Source organism: Brevibacillus fortis (genome assembly GCF_046196545.1).
GTDB lineage: Bacteria > Bacillota > Bacilli > Brevibacillales > Brevibacillaceae > Brevibacillus > Brevibacillus fortis_A.
This window is the reverse complement of the sequence record NZ_CP176370.1, coordinates 839,554-862,753: the sequence shown is the minus strand read 5'-3', so window position 1 is coordinate 862,753 and position 23,200 is coordinate 839,554. Positions and strand designations below refer to the sequence as shown.

The window sequence follows — 23,200 nt, the reverse complement described above, 5'->3', positions numbered from 1 at the left end:
TCTTTTCTCATGCGTTTTTCGATTCCAAAGTGGTAATCATTCTCTTTTCCTGTTTTTGCTTGCGTTTGTTGCGTCTCTTCTGCCCCATCTCATCAAACCATACGGTAACCACAGGTACGAGTATGAGCGTGATCATGGTAGAGAAAATCAAACCATACATGACAGTAGTAGCCATTGGCGCTTGCAGTTCTAAACCAGACCCCGCAGCAACAGAGAGCGGAGCAATGGCCATAATCGTCGTGAGGGTTGTCATCAGAATCGGACGCAAACGAGCAGGTCCTGCATGTAAAATCGCTTCATGTAACTCCCAACCCTTTTCACGCAACTGATTGATCAAATCGATTAATACAATCGCATTGTTCACGACCAGACCGATCAGCAAAATGTACCCGATCAAAACAGATACAGTAATAGGCGTGCCTGTAAACAAAAGCCCCAATATGACCCCAGTAAGGCTCGGAGGAACCGAGAACATGATGATAAATGGACTGAAAAGGGATTCAAACTGAGCAGCCATGACCATGTACACAAGCACGACGGACAAGACAATCGCGAGACCCAGATTCACAAAAGAATTTCCCATATCCTCGCTCTGCCCGCCCATTTCGATGGTGTATCCGTCCGGAACATTCAGCTTATTGATGATATTCGTAACCTCCGTCGCTGCCGCTTGCAGGTTATCCCCGATCAAATCGCTTGTGACCGTCACTTCGCGCGTCATGTTTTTGCGCTCAATCGATGGTGGTACTTCGACTTTGCTAATGGTCGCAACGGAAGTGAGACTGATTTGAGCGCCCGTTGGCGTGGAAATGCGCAGGTTCTTCAAGTAATTGATATCTTCCTTATAGTCTGCTGGCAGCTTGAGATTGATATCAATTTCATCTTCGCCCGTACGATACTGGGTAACCGTTTGACCTTGGAAAGAAGTTCGAACAGCAGAAAGGATTTCATTCGTTGTCAATCCGTACAAGCTCGCCTTCTCTGTATTGACCTTCACATCGAACTCCTGACTCATTTCCTGAACACTGGTAGATACGTTCATCGTTCCCGGTACCTTGGCTATTTCCCCTTTCACAATCTCGCTCAGTTCCGTTAAGACGTCCAGATCATCTCCGCGAATTTCAATCGAGATGGCTGCTCCGCCCCCCATACCACCGGAAAGGGATTTCACCTTGATATCGGCTCCTGCAATATGCTTGACTTGCTCTTGCAGGCCCACAGCAATTTCCTCTGTTGATCGCTGTCTCGTAGAAATCTCTCCTACGTGCAGTTCGATCGTTGCGTTATGAGAAGTAGATGCACCGCTCTCTGAAATACCGTCGCCACCCCCGACCGAGGACTTGACCAATTTCTTTTCTGGTACTTGATTGACCACTTCTTCTACTTGCTTCATGACTTTTTCAGTTTCCGTCAAGACGGTACCCTTTGGCAGCTTAATCTCTACCTGGATTAATCCTTGGTCCATATCTGGGAAAAACCCTGCTCCGAGAGATGGAACGAGCATCAATGATCCAATCAACATGGCAAAAGCAGATCCAATCACCGTTTTTCGATGACCCAATGCCCATTTGAGCACTCTTTGATAGCCCTTCTCCACTTTATGGAATCCGATATTAAACCAGATGAGTGGATTGAAGCCTCGATAGTTTTCGTGATTCGTGTGCTCCGGTACAGTTTTTAACATGCGAGCACTCATCATCGGTACCAGCAAGAAAGTGAAAACGAGTGCTGCGATGTGTGAGAAAACGACCGTCAATGCCAACGGTGCGAAGAGCTCAGCAACAATACCCTCTGTCAACGCAATTGGTAAGAATACGCAAATTTGTGCCAATGCGGATGCCATCACCGCGGTTCCCACTTCTTTGGAACCGACCAATGCCGCTTCCATCATACCCTTGCCTTGTTCCCGCTGACGGAAAATGTTTTCCAGCATAACAACCGCGAAGTCCACTAATGATCCCAATCCGAGCGTGAGACCTGCCAGGGAAATCAAGTTGATTGTTTGACCTGTCATATACATCAAGAGGAAGGTTGATATGATCGATACAGGCAGGACAATGACCGCAATGAGCATAGACGACAGACTGCCCAAGAAGAAGAACAGCATGAGTACGCCAATGGCACCACCTGCAAGAGCATGTACTACCGTGTTATCAACGGAACTCTGGATATATGTAGAGGTATCCATAACGATACTTGTTTCTACATTTGCTGGAAGCGTGCTATTAATCTTCTCCAGCTCAGCCTTTACGTCTTTTGCGATTTTGATCGTATTGCCACCGGTGCCTTTCATCACGGCAATTCCCAAGCTCGGCTTTCCATCAATGTAGCTCAGCTCGGTCACTTCTTTGATGGTGTCTGTTACGTTGGCAATATCACTCAATCGGATGAAGCTCCCACCGACAGAGATCGGAGTGAGTGCAATGGTGTCCACATTGGTGAATTCTCCTTGCACGCGAATACTCGACTTTGCGTCACCTTCCCGTATCGCACCAGCTGATCCGGATACATTACTGTTTTCTAGTGCTGCCTTTATTTGATCCAATGTCAATCCATAGGCACCTAGTTTGGCTGGGTCCACGATGATGTCAACAATTCGCTCTTGCCCACCAGTAACAGTGACAGAAGCAACACCGTTAATTCGTTCCAGGCGGGTCTTAATGACATCATCCGCGATTTTTTTCAGTTTGTTGACATCTTGATCGCCAGTTACAGCCAGATCAATTATCGGCTGGCTTGTCGGATCAAATTTCAATACCCTTGGTGAACCAGCTGATTCAGGCAAGCTCCCACGGACCAAATCTACTTTATCTCGCATATTCAGCGTGGCTTGATCCATGTTTGTTCCCCACTTGAAATGGAGGATGACCGAGGAGGAGCCGTTAACAGAGGTCGATGTGACCTTGTCTAAATTCGGAACCGTGCCTAATGCATTTTCGATCGGTTTGGTAACGAGCTTTTCTACCTCAGCTGGAGCCGCCCCCTCAACAGAGGTAACAACTACGGCGACCGGAGCAGACAGCGATGGCATCAATTCAATAGCCAAGCGGGGAAAGGTAACCAAACCAAAAATGAAGATGGCTACGGATATCATAATCATCGTGACCGGGCGTTTAATGGAAAGTTCAGATATATTCAAAATTTTCTCACCTCTTCGTTTATGGGGAGCTCAGTGTATCAGCTCAGAATTTCTTTCTCCAAAATAAGCGCGCGCAAGGAATGCAACGATGTAGGTGTGCAAGCACTTCCTTCTTGTTCCGCCCAATTCGCTGGTACACGCTCCGTCAATGCTGCCCACACAATTCTCCGATCCGATTTATCACGGAATCTGCGCACCAAGTTCATCTGTTCCAGCCGACTAATTAAGCCTGAGGTCGTACTATATGAAAGATCAATCGCCTTGCTGATTTCTCCCATTGTTTTCGGGCTGATCGCGATTTGCTCCAGAATGAGAACTTGTTGCCAGGTGATATCACTTGAATCCAATGCTTGCATGGAAAGCGTGGAAAATTCGGTGCTCGTATCCCTTAGAATCTTCGCTAACTGAAACAGTTCGTTCATAAAAGCCTCCTACCCATTGTCTATTTTTCGGACTATCGATCGGGGAATTCCCCTCCACAGATCACATTGTACTTATACGATTCGTCCCCGAAGTCTATCAGGTAGTCAATTTATGGAATTTGATTTTATCTATCCAGAGATAGAAGACCGTACACCCGGAGATAGACGACAGCGCATGCTAAAATGAAACTATAATGGGTACGTATTCCAAGAAAGGAGGTTGTCTTCTTGAACGCTTCAACTGCATCTTTACGCTCCCGTTTCCTGCTCATTTGTTTTTTTGTATTGATCTCATTTTTTCTCATTCCAAATGCTTACATGCATGAACCCGCCATTCCATTTATCATCACTCTGATCATCATCTTCTGCTTCCTGCTGATGTTTCTCAGGCCCCAAAAAAACTGGAGACCTTTTCAAAAAGACATCGCCATTATCGTTCTTGGTACCGTGTCATTTATAAAGGTTCTATATGTAGGAGAAGAGATCGGTCTATCCTTGCCATTGGTAGCTTTTATTGGTTTTCACATTCTTGAACGCCGAGCATTGTACTATGCGACTTTTTTTGGCGTATGCTCCTTTTCTTTCATGTACTTTTATGGAGACTATATTTTTGAGGAGGTAATAGGCTATATCGTGACCTATATCGGATGGTATATCGGTGCACGAGGATTTTCTCTTCAAAATCAAGCAAAGGAATCGAGTCAGCAGCATCTTAAACAATTGCAAAAGGCGCATGTTGAACTCCAGGAAGCCCATTCTGAACTTCAAGAGGCCTCTGTGAATACACTTCGTGCCGCTGTCCTCGAGGAGAGGACCAGAATCGCCCGCGATGTTCACGACGCCTTGGGACACAGTCTCACATCGTTAATCGTTCAATTGAATGCCTTGAAATACATGCTGCAAGGAGGACCGAGTGACGCACAGGAGGCTGTCCGAGATATGCTTACGGTATCCAAGCAAAGCCTCGATGATATACGCTCGTCTGTACATACATTAGCAGCAGACAAATCCTCTCTAGGAATCACACCGCTGCGTATACTCTTATCACGAGCCCAACAGCATACCGACATCAAAATGCAGTTGATTAGTCCCAATCCGGATATTCCGCTCTCACAGCAGATGACCATTACGCTTTACCGGATTCTCCAAGAAGCTATTACCAATTCCATACGACATTCGGATGCAACAGAGATTTTCATCACGATTGAAAAAAAGCAAAATTACCTATTCCTGGCTATTTGGGACAATGGGAATATTACGAAACACCATCAAATCAAGCTGGGCTCTGGTTTAACTGGTATTGTAGAGCAAACGAAGCAATTAAATGGAGACCTTTCCTATTCCATTCGAGAGCCCCACGGCTTTCAAATTGACATCAGCTTTCCGCTTTGATAAGCAAATTGCGATAGATACGGAGGAATGCCAGCATGGAAAATCAAAACAAAAAAGAGACCATTCGTGTGGTCCTGGTCGATGACCAAACGATGATCCGTCAAGGGTTGGGATATGTCATCAAAATGCAGAAGGATATGGAAGTAAGCGGAGAGGCTTCCAATGGAGAAGAAGCCGTGAAGATCGTGGGAGAAATCATTCCTGATGTAGTCTTAATGGATGTACAAATGCCGAATATGTCAGGAATCGATGCAACACGAGAAATCACTCGACTCCATCCTTCGATAAAAGTATTAATCCTCACAACCTTTGACACGTACGATTACATCGTAGACGGTATTCGCGCTGGTGCTGTCGGCTATATGCTAAAGGATTCCGATTCACAGGAGATGTTGGACCTCATTCGCAGGGCCCACCAGGGAGAGGCATTGTTCTACACGGCTACAGCTGCCAAGGCTCTAGCGGACGCCCTACAGTTTCAACAAAAGAATTACGAGTCTGCCTCTCATTCTGACTCTGATGCTGACTTTGACTCTGCGCTTCCACCCCTTGTCATGTTTGATCAGTTGACCGCTCGAGAGCGGGACGTACTTGAGCAGCTATCCCACGGCAAACGGAACGATCAAATTGCGCAGCACTTGCTTATCTCAGGAGGAACCGTCAAGACGCATATCCATCGGATTTTGCAGAAAATGGGCGTAGAAGATCGTACACAGGCAGTTGCCAAGGCGATCCGGTATAAAATCGTGAAATAAGGAAGGAAACGTAAAAAGCCCAAGCATGTTAATGCATGCTTGAGCGTTGATACTGATTGGAATAGACTGCAGCTATTCCATACTCTGTACCTTTTCGATTTCCACTTCCAACAACGGCAATATTCTGCCTGGGAAAACGGTAGACACGATTTCTCCTACTCGCTTTGCCCCTCTCGACAAGTAAAACGGTTCTGCGTACGGGTCACTATGGATGTTGATGACTGGGATATTCAGCTTTTGTGCCACCTCTACCATATGCTGCCACAGAGCCTTTCCGTAACCTTTTCCTACTGCCTCCCGTTCCATGAACAAAAAGCCTAATAGCCACTGCTCTTGCTCGGCATCCTTTTCCAGACTCATAAAGCCCTTGATGCTGCCGTCATCCTCTAGCACATATACTTCGTGTTTCTCGATATAGGCGGGTGACAGCGTCAGGTCGTCGCGACAGGCCTCCATGAATTCATCACTGTATCCCCAATAAGCTTTGGAGCGATAAGCTAGCTCGCTCAGTTCGCTTGCTTCGTGTCCTTTTGCTCTGCGGATGTTCATATTAATCGTTCCTTTCCTTTACTACGATATCCACAAGAATGGCTTCATTCTCATCCCATAGCACTGCGGTGTGGACGACGAATGGATTGCCTCCTACGTTCATCTCCAGTTTGATCGTTTTGATTCCTCCTGTTTGGGTCAAAGCGGACACCTCCAGCATTTGCTCGAATCTGAATCGTATGAATTATTCCTCAAAGATAGACAAGAATCCTTTCCGGACCTACTCTGTCAGCAGATTCGATTGCACAAAAAAATGGTCATCGCAATGGACGACCATTTTTCCTCTCTTACTTTGCTTCCTTTTGACGATAGACTTCCTTCCCTTCAACCAAGGTCAGCACAACTTTCGCATCCTTGATTTGAGTGGCCGGAATTTTAAACAAGTTTTTATCGAGCACGATGAGATCTGCCTTCTTGCCGACTTCGATCGAGCCTGTGATGTCATCCACGTGGTTGGCGTAAGCACCATCAATCGTGAAGCTGGCGATCATTTCCGCAAGCGTCGCACGTTCGTCTGGGTTGGCAATTTTGCTCGGATCGGTTACACCGTCCTCGATCCGCGTAATGCCTTGTTGAATGCCGTGCAGTGGATTGAATTCTGGCGTTACGATGTAGTCAGACGAAGAAGCTATATGCACTCCTTTATTCAGGAAGCTCTTCATCGGGTATTCTTTCTCTGCGCGTTCGCGGCCCAAGTACGGTACTTCGATCTCATCGTAGTAGCCCTCTTCCTGCATAAACCAGAACGGCTGCACGATTCCGACTGCACCCAGCTTTTTGAAGCGCTCGATATCTGATTCATTGACCAGTTGTAAGTGAACGAGCGAGTGGCGAGCATCGTGCTTACCATTTTGTTTTTCAGCGAGCTCCATACCGTCCAGTGCGATGCGGGTAGAAGCGTCCCCGATAGAATGGACATGCAATTGGAAGCCTGCCTTGTCTACTGCGGTAGCTGTTTGGTTGTAAACCTCTTGCTTCCAGATTAATTCTCCGTGTGTTTCTTTATGGACATACGGTTTTTCCAAGTAAGCGGTAGCACCTTCTACAACACCATCCAAGAAGATTTTAACGGCGTTGACTTGGAATAGCGGGTTTTGATTGCGCTCACGGATTTTTACGAATTCTGCGACCTGTTCAGGTCCTTTTTCTGGATTTGCTGTCAATGCATTGCGGAAACGGATGGTCAGCTTGTCCTCTTTCGCGAGCTCCTCGTATGCTTCCAATACGTTCGGATAGCGCAGCATATCCGGGTCGCGCACTGTCGTTACGCCGCGTTCAACCGCTTTTTCTTGGTAGGCTTCAATTCCGGACTTGTATTGCTGTACCGTGTATCCGCCGATTTTTGACAGCACCAGATCCATTGCACTTTCACGCAACGTTCCAGATGGTTCTCCTGTTTTCGGATCGCGCTCGATAATGCCGCCTTCAGGATTTGGCGTGTCCTTTGTGATTCCAGCCAGCTTCATTGCTGCCGAGTTCACCCACAGAGAGTGACCGTCATCCGAGGTCAGCGCAATTGGCGTTTTTGGCACGATTTTATCCAATACTGCCTTTCGCGGACCGATACCAGGCACTACCGGATTGCTCCAGCCGCGTCCTTGGAATGTTGGTTCGTTTGGATGCTCTTTTACGAATTTTTCGATGGTCGCAACGTATTCCTCGACAGAGCCTCCGTCAAACAAATCAATGGAGAAAATGAGTCCCGTCGTTTTGCTCGCATGCGTATGGCTGTCGATAAAGCCCGGCAACACCATTTGGCCTTTCAGATCGATTACATTCGTATCCTTGCCGATGTGTGCTTTCGCATATTCATCTGCGCCGACAAAGACAATTTCGTCACCGCGAATGGCCACTGCCTCTGCCCAGCTGTTCTTCATGTCCACTGTGTAGACCGCGCCGTTGGTTAGCACGACATCTGCTGGTTGTTTTGTCTCTTGGGCGGCAAAAGCCGACATCGGGCTCATCAGCGCTGTGGCGAGCAATGCGCTGGTTAATTTTTTCCCAAACACGTTAAGATCCCACCTATCTATTTATCTAAGATGAAAAGAATGCCAAAACCGATTGTAGCATCGCAACTCTGAAAATTCCATGAAATCCGGTCGAAAATTAGTATATTTTCCCGATTTATGGCGAATTCGATTACATAATGATCAACTAAATTGGTCAAATTGGAAAAAGGTTAATTTGACTTCCCTTCATGAGTCGATGTATACTCGTAAATGTTTTAGGGGGTAAACATTTAACTCCATATATAATTAAGTAGTAAAAACAGGAGAGGGTACCATGCAAAGCCAGATCAATTTTGAAGAACTTTATATACAACTCCAACGAAAAGTTTCAGCTGAGTCACACAAGCGTCTGGACCCACTCGTATCAGGATCACAAGCCATGCTTTTGCGAATTCTAGATATGAACGGTCCGCAGAAGGCATCTTCTATTGCAGAACGTATGAATATTACCCCCGGAGCCGTTACGAGTCTCGCTGATAAATTGATTGCTTGCGGCTATGCCACGAGAAATCGTGACAGTACGGATCGCCGCGTCGTGCAACTGGACATAACCGATCAAGGAAAGGATATCCTGCGGCAATACAAAGCCGTAGTGAGGAGCACGATTGAGCAGTTTTTTGCAGGCGTATCTGATGAAGACAAGCAACACTTAGTCCGCATCTATCACCAGGTTCTGAAGAATATAGAGCAACAAAGAGAGGAGCATCCAGATTGCAACAACTGACAGAGAAAAAGAAAGTAACCATTATGATCGCGATTATTACAGCCATGTTTTTCGCCGCGATCAACCAGACTATTATCGGGGTTGCCATGCCGCGTATTATTTCGAAGCTAGGTGGCATGGATTACTATTCGTGGGCGATTACGATTTATTTGCTGACCTCCACTGTCGCTTCTGTACTAGTAGGGAAGCTCTCCGATATATATGGAAGAAAACCATTTATTTTGACGGGTATCGGCTTGTTTAGTATCGGAGCCTTGTTGTCCGGTTTTTCCGCCGATATTTTTCAACTGATTACGTATCGGGGCATTCAAGGGGCGGGTGCCGGGATCATCATGTCCACTGCTTTTACCGCCATGGGTGATCTGTACGAACCTCGCGAGCGCGCAAAATGGGGCGGAGTCATGAGTGCTGTCTTCGGCGTATCCAGTGTGCTTGGTCCTCTGATGGGCGGCTATATCGTCGATCACCTCGACTGGCACTGGGTGTTCTGGATCTTCTTGCCGATTGGCGTGATTGCCTTTCTGTTGATCATGATTCATTTCCCGAAGGTACCGAAGCAAGAAGGAGAGTCTGTCGACTACTTCGGCTCGCTGTTCTTGACGCTCACCATCGTACCGATGCTGCTCGCCTTCTCATGGGCGGGAGATGGTCCGGGCAAATACGCTTGGGGCTCGTGGCAAATTATTGGTTTGTTTGTCGTCACAATCGTAGCGTTGATCGTGTTTATTATGATTGAGATGAAAGTAAAAACGCCTGTACTTCCGCTGGGCTTGTTCAAAAACAGTATTTTTACTGTCTCCAATCTGGTCGGATTCTTCCTCAACGCGGGGATGATGGGCGCAATCATTTATGTGCCGTTCTTTGTCCAAGGGGTCAAAGGCATCTCTCCGACGATGGCCGGTTATGTAGCGATGCCGATGTCTATTGCCATGCTCGCGACCTCCGCACTCGCCGGACAAATCATGACCAAGACGGGAAAATATAAAAAGATGGCATTGGGCGGACTCTTGGTCATGACCTTGGGCATGGTGCTGATGTATTTCATGTCCCCAACTACACCGATTTATTTGCTCGTGATCTACATGATCATTCTCGGATTGGGGATCGGGATTGCGATGCCGGTCTTCTCCTTAACCGTGCAAAATGCAGTCGCACCACAGCAATTGGGTGTCGCTACAGCAACGTCACAGCTCTTCCGTAACCTCGGCGGGACCATTGGAATTGCTGTTATGGGAACCGTCATGAGTGCCAGCATGTCTGCGAAAATGACGCAACTGTCTGGAGCCATGGGTCAAGGGAACAATCCCGCAGCAGCCGATCCTGCTCTGGCAGAGAAGCTGTCGCTCTTTACGAATCCGCAAAATTTGTTGGATCAGCCGAAAATTGAAGCCACACTGGCTAGTCTGCCACCGGATTTGCAACCGCTGTTTACTCACATGCTGGATATGATCCGAGAAGCGATGAGCTATGGGATTACGACTACGTTTTTGACTGGAGCGATTGTAGCCGGAATCGCTGTCATCATCGCACTGTTTTTGAAGGAAATTCCACTGCGTAGTGGGAAGATGGGACAGAAGCCGGAGGGCGAAGCAGGAAAGGCTTAATAGGAAAAGGAAGAGGCCACTTGTCCTCTTCCTTTTTTCATGGTCTATGTCTGGCTGCTCGAAAAATACACGCTATAGCTCCGCTCTTCCCGTTCGGATCGCATAGGCATAGTCTCTGCGCCCGTTTTCCTCAGCTTTTCTGGCTGCCTGCTCGAAATCATACGGAACCAATACGTGCTCGACCAGCCACGAGCCGCCTTGTTGTTTTACCGTGACGTACTTGGCATGGGGTGTCTTCGATTCCATCGAATGCGGATACGGCGCTTCCTCAAAATACGCTGGAAGTCCAACGCTCCCCGGGTTTACCACGAGCTTGCCATCTGGGAGCCATACGGATTTGGGCACATGCGAATGCCCGCAAAAAATGACTTTCTGATGGATGCCTGTCAGCTCGATCATCAAGGCGTTTGCGCTTTTCTCGTCAATCCCGTATGGAGCGACATTCTCCAATAAGTACACATCATCGGCAAATGGTGTACCATGGCAAAACAAGAGATCACCAAACGTCCACTGCTTTTGGAATGAACCGATCCAGCTGAGCATTTCTTGTGTCAGCAGTGGCTTCACGTAATCAAACGTGATGGACTCCATTTGCTCTTCCAGTAAATATCTGTCACAATTACCCATGATGTGGGTGATATGAGATCGCTCCATCAAGAGCTCTGCCGTTTTGATCGGATCAAGCGGTCCAAATAAAGTGTCGCCTAAATTCACAATGGTTTGAATACCGCGGGAATCAATGTCGTGCAGCACGGCTTCCAGTGCATAAGCGTTGCTGTGTATGTCGGAGATCACCGCGATGGAATGGTTGTTTTGGCTCAAGGTCATATACTCCTTTACGAAATTCGAAGCATCTGTGCTTATAGTATTACTGCAAAATTATGTAGATCTCCTGCTCCATTTCAGTGATGGCGGTATACGTGACAGATCAAGAGGATGCCCTTCTATCAAATGAAGAGAGGCATCCTCTTCCTATGCCATTTTCAAATTTCATGAAAAAAGTTTGAGAGGGGGTCACCCTCGTTTTCGTCTATAGTAGTGAACACCAAAAAGGAAAGCTGCGCAGCACCTTTTTGCAAGGAGGTAACAAACATGCAGGACGATCGAGAGGTCATTGCGGAGGTTCTTCAAGGAAATAAAGAGGCTTATGCTCTGATCGTCAATAAATACAAGGGAAAAATCGCTTCGATTCTTGGGCGCACGCTCCACCATTCTCATGATGCCGAAGACATGGTGCAGGAGGTTTTTATCAAGGCGTACTACAGTCTGCCAGATTATAAACCCAACTACTCCTTCTCTGCCTGGCTGTATCGAATCGCGATCAATCGCGGGATTGACGAGCTGCGGAAACGAAAGCGGATGCCTTCCGTAACGGAGATGGATGTCGAGGTCAAAGACGAATGTCCGATCCCGGAGGAAGGTTATCTGGAAAAAGAACAGCGTCATGCTTTGCGACAGCAGATGATGACACTGGACAAGAATCACAGGACAATTCTCGATTTGCATTATCTCCAGCATTTAAGCTACAGGGAGATCGGCAACAAACTATCTTTGTCCGTAGATACCGTGAGAATGCGCCTCTCCTATGCCAGGAAAAAGCTGCGAGACCAGCTAAGCAAGCCGGAGAAAAAAGGGGGTACCCCGCTTTGAATTGCCTTACGCAAAGACAGCTGATCGCCTACATGGAAGATCGTTTAACACCAGTGAACAAACGAAATATCGAAAGTCATCTCGATCATTGCACACACTGCCAGCACCAGCTGGAGCAATGGATCGATGAGCTGCACCATACCGAAGAAACAATGTGGGAGGACTCCCTCTCAACAAATATGGATCAAAAAATTATTCAGATGCTCTCCCCTCATCCCGTGAGAGTATTGAACCCTGCTACCCCTTCACACCAACCACCTGCGTGGAAACAAAGGAGTATTACAATCATGAAAAAAATGACGCTTGCCGCCGCTGCATTAACCGTCGTCGTATCGGGAGGAATGCTCGTCTCCCCGACCTTTGCTAGTTATGTCAATGCTGCTTTTACGAACAGCCCGATTGGCAAGGCTGATCCTGTAGTGCCTGTGAGCAATAGTATTCTTCAAAAGTCCGGGGACTCTGGTATCGAGCAAGCAGCCAAAAAAGGTTTCGTTCAAACCGTGAATGTAAGTGCGACCGACCAAGGTATCACTTTTGAGGTGAAGGAAGTAATGGCAGATCCTCTTCGCATCAGCATTGCCGCTATCGTAAAAGACAAGAACGGCAAGCCGATGGACAGTTTTTTGAGGGAAATGATCAGAAGAGATAACAAGGAGCAAGTCATTACAATCAAAGACGAACAAGGGAACGTACTGAAGCCTGTTGAGTCATCTGCAAATGAAGACACTCGCAAACCAAATGAAGATTGGCACAATGTTATGAATGTAGATACTGGTTACATGTCCTTGGATCGTGAGCTGCGCAGCTACTTTGATGATATAAGTGAAATTCCGGACGAGCTGATTGTAGAGTTCAACATTAAACAATTGGACGACATCAAAGGTAACTGGAAGCTGTCCGTACCTGTTGACATGAAAAAGGCAAAGGCCGCGACGAAGACACATGAAATCAACAAAACATACACGACTCCGCAAGGGCTCCAGCTGGACGTAAAACAGATGACGTTTGCACCGAGTGGGGTGGAAATGGTCGTAGATCGCTCGACTACGGATAACCAGCGAAAAGAATACAGCTACGAGTTAGTCAATGAAAAGGGCACAGTCGTCGCCGCTTGGGATTCCAAGACTGTCATCCGTGAAGCCAGCAAACAAAACAATGTCATCAAGTATTTGAAATGGGATCATAGCCGCTCTACTGAAAATGGAACAAGAGACTTCCACTACTTCCAACCAATCGATGCAAGCCAAAGCCTTACCTTCAAGCTCGGGTCTGTATATACAGAGGAAGCCGCTAAGCTTAACGCGAAGTTGGACGCCAATCGCCTCGAAAAGAAAGAAGTCATCACAGCGGAAGACCAGGGAGATCAGTTTACCTTCAAAAAATATCAAAAGGATCCAAAAGCGATCGTTGATGTTGAAGGCTATGACGGCCATCACCGCGTAAATGACGATGGGACTACCACGAAATTGGAAGGCTACGATCTGGCATTCGAGGCAACTCTCTCTCCAGATACTGCCGCTATGGGTCCCTACCAATACTGGACCATTACAGACGAGACTGGGAAAAAGTACGAAGACATCGACTACTTAATCGATAAGACTGAGTATGAAAATGATCGGGCGATTTTTGGAGGTACGATCTTCTTAGAAGACCTCACAACCCTGCCAAAGCAATTGATCATTTCTTCCGAGAAACGAATGGTTGAACACAAAAATGTAGAGTGGGAAGTACCGATTTACGCCGGAAAATAAGAGACACCCTTCATACGCAAAAGGCTGGTGGTACCTAAACCGGGAGATAGCAGTCGCCGCCATCGAGCAGGGATACACAGTCATTGCCTGGACACTGGATCAACCGCAGGATATCCGTACTGTGATGTCGTGGCACCCAGAGATTCAGATTTGCACCAACCATCCTGACCGGATGTTGGAGTTAGTGTAAAGAGCTCGATAAAAGGTCATCGGGAGATAAGTTCGTGGTAATATCCCCTAACGGTAGACAACGTAAAAAAGACATCTGCTGAAGGTGGATTTAGACGTTGTGATCGGAGGGGGATTTTTTCATGGGGAAAACGAAACGACCCCTCCCCAGTGGGATATCGGGAAACGGTCGCTGCGTAATTGATGTCTTTTTAAGTGTGCTCCAGCTCCTTCCTATACGTACAAATGTCCGGTTAACCTAATGGGTAAACGATAGGGCCCAACAGGTACTTGTATTAAACAGCTTCGGTTTACATTCGTGATTTTGTAGATTTTATCGCATGTTTTTGCATCATACTCGAGAAGCGGATGGCCTGCCAATCCGATCGAAGAAGCTACCAACAGTAATTTTTGTACAAGTATACCCGCTTCCATTTGTTGAATACGATATCCTCTGTATCCGAGTTTATGTCTGTAGTAATGATAGTCCCCTACCACATGCAGGCAGATCGGAACATCGAGTATATTGAAGTCGCTCCTATTTATTGCCTGTTTTAATATGGGGCGATGGTCTCCAAGACGAATGAGCCTTAATTTATGGGAAGGATAGTCATAATAATAGGCGCCAGCGGGAATATCCTCCACAGAATAGAGACAACAGTACAACGAAACTCGAGACCTCGGTTGTTCTTGGATTTCGGGGATATCTATTCGATCCAGATCATTTCGGTAGAAGAAAGCATTTGTCGCCTCACGCAAAAGAGTGGCTAATTGCTGTTGACTCACTTCGCGTAAAACGAAGTGCTCACCAGGTGAAAACCTCTTTCGGCTTGCCTCCATGAGATCCCAGTTTAAAGGTTTTACGTTTGGTAATGCCAAAGAAGGACCTCCAAAGGCAGGCTTTTTTTCTCCCCGTACCCGCTGAAAGCAGTCCGTTGATTCGAACTTTGATGCTTCATTCAACTTTATCAGCATGGGATATTTTCTAATCCTTCGAGAACGGATATAGAAATGATGCTGAACAGCGGGTAACTTCCGATACAATTCTTTATCCCAGACAATTTCCATTCCTTCACGCTTATGGGCAAACCAATTGATATCTGATTTTATCGAGAGAGGAATCACCGCATATACGCTTTCTTCCCATTGGTTCAGCCCCAGCAGATGATTGACGGCTCGATCGAGAAATTGATAGTAGACACCTGTTGTAAAACCAAACCTTTTCGCTGCTTCAAGTAGCTGGCCAATCAGTACCCCTGCATCCAAACCTTGGAGGCGGTACGACAGATTATGATACTTAAAGAAATTTTTCCAAAACATTGTCGATACAAATACTGCAGCAAAACACCCTGACATGTCACAATAGTAACCCAGAGCCATTGTCAGATAGGAATCGCAATTTCCTTTGCGCAGCAACACCAAACGATGATGGGCAGCGTCATAATGGTACACTCCCGCGGGCAAGTCATCCATGTTTAAATACACGTATAATTCGCTTGGATACAAAGCCCCTCCAGACGGAACAAATCTTCGGAATAACTCCTCTGATCTTTGGTCGAAGGAGTCCCAGTCATTACCTGGATCAGACACTCGTGTAAGACCAAATGTGACCCAGAGAAAATGTCCAATATCACGAATGGTTGGCTTCGATGATTGTTTATTTCTGCCGTGTTCAAGAGACAGCGGAACTTCTAACGAAAGCGGCACGACAGGCAGTTCGCGATAGATCTTATAAACCAAAGGGGAATCTCCCCAATCTACTGTCCAGTCGGCGGGGATAATTTTTTCGACGTCATACAGCAGATTGTGCAAAAATACATCCCTGCGCATACTTTTTCCTCCTACTTCAAGACCTATGGAAATGGATGCGGATGCGGATTCAGTTGTTCATATGTCAGGGGATGTTTGGTATAGCCAAGCTGCATGGGTACGTTCAAGACACGATCCAGTCCTGTTACGCGGGTTAAGTGATAGCCAAACGTCATCGGCAGCATCCCAGGGATCAGAACTTTCACGCTGTACAGTTCGTTTCTGATCATTTCTGGTGTCGTCTGGTTAACCACTATCACTTCGAGGTTTAATTGCTTAAAAATCTGCAGAATGCCTTTCAAATCATCCGTCAGGTCATGATGACCTGCCTGCAGCTTAAACTCCTCGTCAAATGTTCGCATGGGCCGATCATCATGAAGCAAAAAGTGCAGTCGCTCTTCCGCTTCAGGCAGACTGTACAGCATACCATGGTCTTCCATGCTTTGCACCCGGAAGGGATCGTGCAGCATTTGCAGAAACTCTTCCCGATGCATTTCATATTTTTCATCGAGTGTTAACAGCATGTCGGCCAGTTCATGCACCGCGGTTTTTACAGCTCGCAACGGATCCGGATGAGACCCGGCGGCACAGACGAGATTGACTCCCTTCTGTTTCCTGTTTTTCGTAATGGCCCAAACACTTGGTATCCCATTCTCCATTGTCGCGTTATACAAATACAAATCGTAACCTGCCACTGCTTTTATTCGCTCAATCATCAAGAGCAATTCTTTGTCTTTCGCAGATTCAGGATCAAGCCGCGGTAAAGGCAGTTGTGCGTACCATGTCAAAAGAAATGCGTCTCGTTCCACCACTTCCAATATACCGTAGAAAATGGCCTCTTCTAAACACCTGCCTAACGCGCAACCATTGGAGTTTTCATAGACGAAGTCATCTTCCAGGGCGTAGTAGGCAATCGATTCTGGTACCAAGATTGGCTTCTCCTTAAAAAATGAATAACCCCATACCCAATTCATGGGCCGTTTTGGATCAAATCTTTGGAGAGGATAATCAGGACTTGCATATTGTTCCTCCGAATGCAGCCCGATCTTCAGCGGGTTGAGCGCGTGGTCTTTCACCTTCTCATAACTGTCGCAGATGACCGTTCTTTTGCCTCGTGGATGCAGACCTGCGTATCGCTCCAATGCCTCCAGGATCGCTGTCAGTTCACTCTGCTCATAAGAAAGAGTTCTCCCGGCTGCTCCTTCATTAGACGTTATCATCGGCAGATTCACGCTCATGACGGCAAATGGGGTCAGGTGGTCTTTGGTTTTTTGATTGATCATGCCAGTTCGAAAATCAAAATATTCCTGAATGAGGACTTCCTTAAAAACATCTAGCGAACAGATTCGATAACTGTTGCGATTTGCCTTTGGTCTTGGTTGAAGAGTAATACGTGCGGCCTCAGGTGTATCCTCAGGCAATTCCCCACATACCTCACATATTGGATTTGGCAAAAAGAAGTGCTCTGAGGTCGCCAGAGTTTGCAAGTTTACCAAATGGATTCTTGTTCTTTGTACTGTATATGGGCGACTGCCCTGTAACACTCTTTGCGCTTCCGCGGTGATCATGTTCGCCAATTGGTACATTCCCGTATTTGATGCCCATGCATCACGCTGTCGTTTCTTTTGATTTTTTAGCTGGAGTTGAATTTCCCTCAGATCTCTCCGGTTTTTGCGGGTCATCAGTCTTCGGAAGTCGGCACACTGCGGACATCCTTGCATACGTGGTCCCACGAGTGGCCCTACTACGCCCTCTCCAAATGAAACAAAGCCCCTTAACCAAGGAATGCCAGCCTTCTTGAACACCTCTTCAGCCTGCAGATGAATGGAAGGATGCCAGAAATCATGCAGTACTAAAGCCAATTCCACCTCTTTGGGTATATCAGCCTTACAATCAGGCTGCTGCACGACACTGTATTGACTGGACAGGTTTCGATATACGAAATCCGCTAACAATCCCTCTCCGACAATCATCAGGACTGTGCTCATCAGGATTCATCCTTTCGCAACAGCACACCAAATACTCCTGCCAATTCCTCTTTCAAGACTTGCTCCAATTCCAATTCACAAACGAACAGCTCTTTATTGTTTCGTCTCAAAGAGGACAAGGCGGCTTGCAACATTTCGGTGTGTGCTGTCTCTTCAACTGTGGGGATGACCAAACTGTGTGGAAGCTTTTCTTTTACTACAATGGAGGACGGATTAATCCCATATGTCGTTGTTTGGCTAAGAGATGGGTTATGGTTTACCCATAACGCCTGCTGCAATACGGTGCGCAACCCCATAGTCAGATGTAAGCATACGCTGTAATACCAGCGATCATTTGTGCCTATCCAGACTACCGGGAAGCCTGATATTTCCTCCCCCAGGCATACCGTCGGTGGGCCGTTCATGATTGTCAGAGCCTGTAAGTAAAAAAGAGAATGTTTATCTTCTATTGAGTTCAGCTCAACTGGATAAACAGCAGTTTGGTGGTTTTCGAGCTGTTTACGCAGCTCTGCTGTCAAACTCTTTTGCAATCCTCGGGTAACGGCTTCCGGAACAGTCTCACCCGCGCCTATTCCAACAAATTCCTCAGTCCCAAAAAGCGGTTTAGCCATTCTCGATGCATACGCTTCAATTCCCGCCAATCCCGCTTCACGCCTAGCTCCATCATGCGTCAAAGCTGAACAAACAATGTCAGCAAGTAACTCTACCGGACCTTCGGATAAGGGATCAACTACTACCACTCGGCATTGCGCCAATGGGAGTTGTTCCAAATCCCCCTCGTCCCATGTATGAAAAATTCCTGTTTGATCCGATGTTAACGAACCAAAGAATGCTGGCAAATCATATGAGCCATTTTGATGAAAACGTTGTTCAAAAAGTAGATTCGTGTCCTGCACCCATTTCACACGTGCACCACCAGTCACCAGAGGGTGAGGGGTAAACGGATGCCACTCTCCTTCCATCGTCTCCAAATTCATGAGAAAGATTTTATTTTCCTGCTCAAATGTCCCTGTAATGGTCTTAAGCAATTCAAACACAACGATGTTTGCTAACATGGCAGCGCAAATGGGGGAATAAGCGCTGGAACAAGAGCCGTTGTTGAATGAAGATCGGTGGATTCGGCGCCTGGCCGATTCAAAACATCCATCTGCATCTGGACGTAAAACTGGCCCCGCAATTCCCACTTGGTCCTGGCAAATAGCAGGAATAAAGATTTTGTTTTGTTCCTTGCAAATCGAATAAAGCACCCGCAATTCCTCAAGGTCGCCTTCTTGTTGTACATATAAGACAACTTGAAAAGTCTGCACAGCCTTATGCCAACCATCCCGATCATTTTTTTGCAGATAAATTTCCTCCAGCTTTACCTCGGAGTCCTCTTTTCGAGCATGTGCTGCCAATTCCCACAAACGTTCCCGATTGGTCTCAATGGAATGGGTAGTGGCTATGTATATGGCAGGCAATCCTGATTCCAACAATGCTGCAACCAAAGCAGAAAGTAGGGGACCAGAGCCAACGGCCAGCACTTTGGTTTGACGGTACAACTGAAAACGATAGGCAGCGGAATCAGTGAAGCTGTTCAAAAATTCTATCTGAGGAGCGTATTTCTCCATAATTTCCTTGGATAACTGGTGTGGAAGCTGACTGCTCCAATCGTGGACAAAGCCGTTTTGGTACAGCATGTCTGCAATGTGATATATGTGATTTCTACGCTGGTCAGACAGCCCATTTGTCAATTCTTCCAATGTATGTTCCCCGTTAAACAAGGGCATCAGTTTTTCAATCCACTTGTGAATTCCCTTCCCTTCCATCTGAAATGATCCTAGATTGTTTTGAAAATACACACGGTCATCTAGATCAGGAACGTAATACGTATCCCCTTTTACTTTTAGTCGCATGGATGGGGTGATAGATGTCATTTTATGCCTCCTCCCGTGACCTGATTTCGGAAATATGTCTTTCACAACTATTTTGATCTTATGCTCTGCAATTTGTCCTTCTTGTCAGAAAATGATGGGGAAGAAAAAAAGCCATAACCCACGATAATCATGGATTATGGCCCTTCTATCAGCATATCTATATCTTACCCTTTAGACATCTGTCTCAACATCAGTCCCAACATCTGGGTCTGCATCTGTCATAACATCTGTCTCTCCAACCACATCTGTCTCTACAACCGCATCTGTCTCTCCAACCGCATCTGTCATAACATCTGTCTCTCCAACCACATCTGTCTCTACAACCGCATCTGTCTCTCCAACCGCATCTGTCTCCACATCGATATTGGTATAAGTCCCCAGAATCACTACTACCAAAAAACATGCTGCTTGCTTCGATCCTGCTTACTTCCATACTTTCAAAATCTCGCCTGAAATCACTGCTCACTTGTTTTCCTCCCTTTTTCATGTCCTAGGGCATTACTTAATAACCCTAATTCTCCTAACGTATGATCAACAAAACCTACTACCAGGGGAGTTAGAGTACTTCAGTTCGTCTTGCTGCAAGATATTCTCGGAACAACTCGTTCGTCACTTCATTTCCTCAATTCGGGTATTTGCCAAGTGTACAAAAAGGTCCAAGAAGAGAAAAGGCAGTCCAGGAAGAAAAGAGTGATCAACAATGTCTAACTCTCTAACGAGGAGAAAAACCGCACATTTCTCATTAAATGTTATTGTACAGAAGGGTGCATTTGAGGATTTGGAAATAGCCAAGTCTACGGTGAAACAAAACATTGTCTATGCGCAACATTATTTTGATAGGAACGCTGAAGTGAATGGTTTTCCATGGATAAATCTCGTGTTTCATGAAGAAAATGATGTCTTCGAAAATGACAGACTTCAGCATAGCTTCAACTCATCTCACGACTTACGGGATTTTTTTATTGAAACCGCTCGTGCAGGAGGTTGGAGAAAAACAAAACAACGATTACCTTGTATTAACATCTACTACCTTATTGCAATCCCTCCTGATGGTATATCTGCTGGCGTTCATATACCCGGTGCTGCAACATTCTGCAATCTGCGGGCAATCGAAAAACTATCTTTGTTGCTGCGGAAATGGAAGAGGGCCAGCCCTTCAGAACACCTTGCCTTGTACGGTATTATTAAGCATCGCCCTTCCGTTTTTCTTAATGCAAACGCTATTTCGCCATCTACATTGGCTCATGAGATTGGACACATCTTGGGGTTAGGCCACAGTTCAGAACCGAGTAACCTTATGTACCCCATAGCTAATCAACGAATTCGATGTGAACTAACCTATGAACAAAGCATTTGTTTGAGAGATGGAATATGGAAGTACAGTCACGGGTATTTTCCGTTCCTATGACGATCGCAATACAAGAAAAAAGCCCCCCGTTATACGAGTGGGCTACAGGCTGTCTATAAGGTGAACTGCACCCCGTCAAGTAGACAGTACAAATAATAAAAATTGGTTAAGCGACCTTGGTCCTGAATTCCATGGGCCCATTATCAATACACCTACCAACTCGGGATATGCTCTGGGTGATTTTACGACCAAACAACCTTTTGAACCTCAAAGAGGTATTCTGGAATCCTCGATCACTGTGAAGCATAGGCTTGCTTCCCTGTACCGTTTCCAAGGCCAGTTTCTCCGAAGCACTATAATTTACTTTGGACATGAAAAAGCTCCCCTTCAATAGCAGGTTTTATATTTCACCTGTCTACTTAAAGGGGAGCATATCATACCCTTCATACCGCCAGCCTCTTTTTTTACGTGCAGGAAAGTTTAAGCGCTTCATACTTAAACTTTCCGGAGCGCATAACGAAGTACCTCAGCGAGCGTTTCCGGCATTACTTCGGTGAAACTTTCCTCTAAAACGCGGTCGCTCCCCCATGAATAAGCATCGGTATAGTTTTTTTACGAGATATATTCCTGCTGCAAAATCCCCATGTGCACGAGATCATGCCATTTTCCCTCTCGAAACAAAAACTGACGCGAAATCCCCTCTTGCTTGAATCCGAGTTTCTCATACAGCTTGATGGCCTTTTCGTTAAAGGAAAAGACGCGAAGCGATACCCGATGCAGATTCATTTCCAAGAACGCATAATCTAGCAATAGCTTCAGCGCTTCTCGTCCATACCCTTTGCCCCAGTATTCCTTCTCTCCAATATCGATGATGCACTCCGCATTGCGGTTTTTCAGGTCGATTTGAATGAGGGAGGTAATCCCAATCGGTCGATTGGTTTGGCTGTCTACGATCATGTAGCTCTTCGATGAGCTTCCTTGCAATATGACCTGATTCACAAACCCGTTCGTATCGTCCCACGTGTAGACGTCCAAAGACGGACTCGTTGTCCGCATGACTTCCACGTCATTTCTCCACGTATGGTAGACGTCCACATCCTCCCCCGTCATTTTTCTCAGATAGATTCTCTCGGATTGAAACAACATTCTTCCCCCTCCTTATTGAACCGGTCCCAGCATCGCTCTCAATGAAAACAACAATGCTTCCATCTGCACGGACACCTTCGTTTTCTCTGCGCCCAAATGCGCGGTATCCAGCATCAATCCATCGATAACCGAGATGAGATAGCGAGCAATCGCCTCAGGTGGTAGCTGTGGCTTGAACTCACCTGTCGCTGTCCCATGCGCAAAGAAAGCTGTCAATACATCCACCATTTTTTCATAGCGAGTCGTGATGTATGGATAGCTCTGTTGCTTTTGCTGATCTTTCAATGACAGGAAAAACTCTGAGTTGGCTTGGGACAGGGTTTGTTCGATTTTCTCAATCTCGACCTGCTGTTTGTAGACCCATTTGGTGACTTGCTGCCAAGATGTTTCGCCAGCAATTGGTGTGAAAAACTGTACATCCTGTTGATCCTCGAATTGCAGCAGCTCCAAGTATAAGTGCTCCAGATTATCAAAGTAGGCGTACAAGGCTCCCCGCGATACACCAGCCTCGTCCATGACGTCTTGCATGGTGGCCCGTGTATAGCCTTTTGTGATGAACACACGTTTTGCCGCTTGTAGCAGTTCGATTTTCTTTTTGGTTTTGTATTCGTCGCTTACTTTTGGGGCCATGGGGTTTAGGACTACCTCCTTTGAACAAAATATACACTGATGTCGTTTTTGTTGGTGAGATTATTATAAACGACATTAATGTCATTTTTCAACTCCTCATGATCTTCCCTCAATTTTCACCCCAACTTTCAACGGAAGTAGCCGCAATGTCCAATCAATGAAAAAACCATGGCATATCCTGTGTTAGATTGTCATGAAAG

Annotated in this window: 19 protein-coding genes; 7 read left to right on the top strand and 12 right to left on the bottom strand. The window is 46.3% G+C overall.

Going from position 1 to position 23,200, the window contains the following annotated elements:
- Positions 1–7: 7 nt before the first annotated feature.
- Together ACKKE8_RS04595 and ACKKE8_RS04590 are read right to left on the bottom strand one after the other, a co-directional pair.
- Positions 8–3,139 carry an efflux RND transporter permease subunit gene (locus ACKKE8_RS04595; protein WP_409177125.1) on the bottom strand — a complete coding sequence of 1,044 codons (3,132 nt, stop codon included), beginning with the start codon at positions 3,137–3,139 and terminating at the stop codon, positions 8–10.
- 38 nt (positions 3,140–3,177) lie between these two features.
- Complete coding sequence (locus ACKKE8_RS04590; protein WP_409177124.1) at positions 3,178–3,561, bottom strand: MarR family winged helix-turn-helix transcriptional regulator; 384 nt, start codon at positions 3,559–3,561, stop codon at positions 3,178–3,180.
- 228 nt (positions 3,562–3,789) lie between these two features.
- Between ACKKE8_RS04590 and ACKKE8_RS04585 the strand changes: the two genes are divergently transcribed.
- Together ACKKE8_RS04585 and ACKKE8_RS04580 are read left to right on the top strand one after the other, a co-directional pair.
- Complete coding sequence (locus ACKKE8_RS04585) at positions 3,790–4,953, top strand: sensor histidine kinase (protein ID WP_409177123.1); 1,164 nt, start codon at positions 3,790–3,792, stop codon at positions 4,951–4,953.
- 35 nt (positions 4,954–4,988) lie between these two features.
- Complete coding sequence (locus ACKKE8_RS04580) at positions 4,989–5,708, top strand: response regulator (protein ID WP_409177122.1); 720 nt, start codon at positions 4,989–4,991, stop codon at positions 5,706–5,708.
- Between the two features lie 72 nt (positions 5,709–5,780).
- On the opposite strand, the gene ACKKE8_RS04575 is transcribed toward ACKKE8_RS04580, so the two are convergent.
- The 3 genes from ACKKE8_RS04575 to ACKKE8_RS04565 all read right to left on the bottom strand — a co-directional run bounded on the left by ACKKE8_RS04575 (position 5,781) and on the right by ACKKE8_RS04565 (position 8,266).
- Positions 5,781–6,257 carry a GNAT family N-acetyltransferase gene (locus tag ACKKE8_RS04575; protein WP_409177121.1) on the bottom strand — a complete coding sequence of 159 codons (477 nt, stop codon included), beginning with the start codon at positions 6,255–6,257 and terminating at the stop codon, positions 5,781–5,783.
- A gap of 1 nt (position 6,258) precedes the next feature.
- Entirely contained in the window at positions 6,259–6,399 is a 141-nt protein-coding gene (locus tag ACKKE8_RS04570) for a hypothetical protein (RefSeq protein ID WP_409177120.1), read from the bottom strand.
- 145 nt (positions 6,400–6,544) lie between these two features.
- The gene (locus tag ACKKE8_RS04565; protein WP_409177119.1) at positions 6,545–8,266 is read right to left on the bottom strand and encodes an amidohydrolase; all 1,722 of its coding nucleotides are present in this window, start codon (positions 8,264–8,266) and stop codon (positions 6,545–6,547) included.
- A gap of 274 nt (positions 8,267–8,540) precedes the next feature.
- On the opposite strand from ACKKE8_RS04565, the gene ACKKE8_RS04560 reads away from it, so the two are divergent.
- Both ACKKE8_RS04560 and ACKKE8_RS04555 read left to right on the top strand, forming a co-directional pair.
- Complete coding sequence (locus ACKKE8_RS04560) at positions 8,541–8,990, top strand: MarR family winged helix-turn-helix transcriptional regulator (protein ID WP_409177118.1); 450 nt, start codon at positions 8,541–8,543, stop codon at positions 8,988–8,990.
- On the top strand, positions 8,978–10,594 hold the full coding sequence (locus ACKKE8_RS04555) for a DHA2 family efflux MFS transporter permease subunit (protein ID WP_409177117.1): 1,617 nt from the start codon (positions 8,978–8,980) through the stop codon (positions 10,592–10,594). The genes ACKKE8_RS04560 and ACKKE8_RS04555 overlap by 13 nt, the downstream gene beginning before the upstream one ends.
- A gap of 72 nt (positions 10,595–10,666) precedes the next feature.
- Here the strand turns inward: ACKKE8_RS04555 and ACKKE8_RS04550 are convergent, their stop codons facing one another.
- The gene (locus tag ACKKE8_RS04550) at positions 10,667–11,422 is read right to left on the bottom strand and encodes a metallophosphoesterase family protein (RefSeq protein ID WP_409177116.1); all 756 of its coding nucleotides are present in this window, start codon (positions 11,420–11,422) and stop codon (positions 10,667–10,669) included.
- A gap of 264 nt (positions 11,423–11,686) precedes the next feature.
- On the opposite strand from ACKKE8_RS04550, the gene ACKKE8_RS04545 reads away from it, so the two are divergent.
- On the top strand, positions 11,687–12,244 hold the full coding sequence (locus ACKKE8_RS04545; protein ID WP_409177115.1) for an RNA polymerase sigma factor: 558 nt from the start codon (positions 11,687–11,689) through the stop codon (positions 12,242–12,244).
- Positions 12,241–13,995, top strand: a complete 1,755-nt coding sequence (locus ACKKE8_RS04540) for a DUF4179 domain-containing protein (protein WP_409177114.1) — start codon at positions 12,241–12,243, stop codon at positions 13,993–13,995. Before ACKKE8_RS04545 ends, ACKKE8_RS04540 begins: the two co-directional genes overlap by 4 nt.
- Positions 13,996–14,397: 402 nt before the next feature.
- Here the strand turns inward: ACKKE8_RS04540 and ACKKE8_RS04535 are convergent, their stop codons facing one another.
- From ACKKE8_RS04535 to ACKKE8_RS04520, 4 genes are all read right to left on the bottom strand, one after another.
- Complete coding sequence (locus ACKKE8_RS04535; protein ID WP_409177113.1) at positions 14,398–15,993, bottom strand: SagB family peptide dehydrogenase; 1,596 nt, start codon at positions 15,991–15,993, stop codon at positions 14,398–14,400.
- Between the two features lie 23 nt (positions 15,994–16,016).
- Complete coding sequence (locus tag ACKKE8_RS04530) at positions 16,017–17,960, bottom strand: TOMM precursor leader peptide-binding protein (protein ID WP_409177112.1); 1,944 nt, start codon at positions 17,958–17,960, stop codon at positions 16,017–16,019.
- Positions 17,960–19,876, bottom strand: a complete 1,917-nt coding sequence (locus ACKKE8_RS04525; RefSeq protein WP_409177111.1) for a putative thiazole-containing bacteriocin maturation protein — start codon at positions 19,874–19,876, stop codon at positions 17,960–17,962. The genes ACKKE8_RS04530 and ACKKE8_RS04525 overlap by 1 nt, the downstream gene beginning before the upstream one ends.
- Before the next feature lie 171 nt (positions 19,877–20,047).
- Positions 20,048–20,272: a hypothetical protein gene (locus ACKKE8_RS04520; protein ID WP_409177110.1), complete on the bottom strand. Its 225-nt coding sequence runs from the start codon at positions 20,270–20,272 to the stop codon at positions 20,048–20,050.
- A gap of 304 nt (positions 20,273–20,576) precedes the next feature.
- On the opposite strand from ACKKE8_RS04520, the gene ACKKE8_RS04515 reads away from it, so the two are divergent.
- Entirely contained in the window at positions 20,577–21,284 is a 708-nt protein-coding gene (locus tag ACKKE8_RS04515) for a matrixin family metalloprotease (RefSeq protein WP_409177109.1), read from the top strand.
- A 552-nt stretch (positions 21,285–21,836) separates the two neighbouring features.
- Here ACKKE8_RS04515 and ACKKE8_RS04510 read toward each other — a convergent pair.
- Positions 21,837–22,370: a GNAT family N-acetyltransferase gene (locus ACKKE8_RS04510; RefSeq protein WP_409177108.1), complete on the bottom strand. Its 534-nt coding sequence runs from the start codon at positions 22,368–22,370 to the stop codon at positions 21,837–21,839.
- Positions 22,371–22,382: 12 nt separating this feature from the next.
- Positions 22,383–23,000, bottom strand: coding sequence for a TetR family transcriptional regulator (locus ACKKE8_RS04505; protein ID WP_409177107.1), 618 nt, complete (start codon positions 22,998–23,000; stop codon positions 22,383–22,385).
- Positions 23,001–23,200 lie beyond the last annotated feature (200 nt).

What these genes read in the sequence shown, in the direction of transcription:
- ACKKE8_RS04525 (WP_409177111.1), bottom strand. Translation starts at nt 19,876, where the DNA reads ATGACATCTATCACCCCATCCATGCGACTAAAAGTAAAAGGGGATACG.
- ACKKE8_RS04560 (WP_409177118.1), top strand. Translation starts at nt 8,541, where the DNA reads ATGCAAAGCCAGATCAATTTTGAAGAACTTTATATACAACTCCAACGA.
- ACKKE8_RS04545 (WP_409177115.1), top strand. Translation starts at nt 11,687, where the DNA reads ATGCAGGACGATCGAGAGGTCATTGCGGAGGTTCTTCAAGGAAATAAA.
- ACKKE8_RS04535 (WP_409177113.1), bottom strand. Translation starts at nt 15,993, where the DNA reads ATGCGCAGGGATGTATTTTTGCACAATCTGCTGTATGACGTCGAAAAA.
- ACKKE8_RS04505 (WP_409177107.1), bottom strand. Translation starts at nt 23,000, where the DNA reads ATGGCCCCAAAAGTAAGCGACGAATACAAAACCAAAAAGAAAATCGAA.
- ACKKE8_RS04510 (WP_409177108.1), bottom strand. Translation starts at nt 22,370, where the DNA reads ATGTTGTTTCAATCCGAGAGAATCTATCTGAGAAAAATGACGGGGGAG.
- ACKKE8_RS04575 (WP_409177121.1), bottom strand. Translation starts at nt 6,257, where the DNA reads ATGAACATCCGCAGAGCAAAAGGACACGAAGCAAGCGAACTGAGCGAG.
- ACKKE8_RS04590 (WP_409177124.1), bottom strand. Translation starts at nt 3,561, where the DNA reads ATGAACGAACTGTTTCAGTTAGCGAAGATTCTAAGGGATACGAGCACC.
- ACKKE8_RS04515 (WP_409177109.1), top strand. Translation starts at nt 20,577, where the DNA reads ATGTCTAACTCTCTAACGAGGAGAAAAACCGCACATTTCTCATTAAAT.
- ACKKE8_RS04530 (WP_409177112.1), bottom strand. Translation starts at nt 17,960, where the DNA reads ATGAGCACAGTCCTGATGATTGTCGGAGAGGGATTGTTAGCGGATTTC.
- ACKKE8_RS04550 (WP_409177116.1), bottom strand. Translation starts at nt 11,422, where the DNA reads ATGACCTTGAGCCAAAACAACCATTCCATCGCGGTGATCTCCGACATA.
- ACKKE8_RS04580 (WP_409177122.1), top strand. Translation starts at nt 4,989, where the DNA reads ATGGAAAATCAAAACAAAAAAGAGACCATTCGTGTGGTCCTGGTCGAT.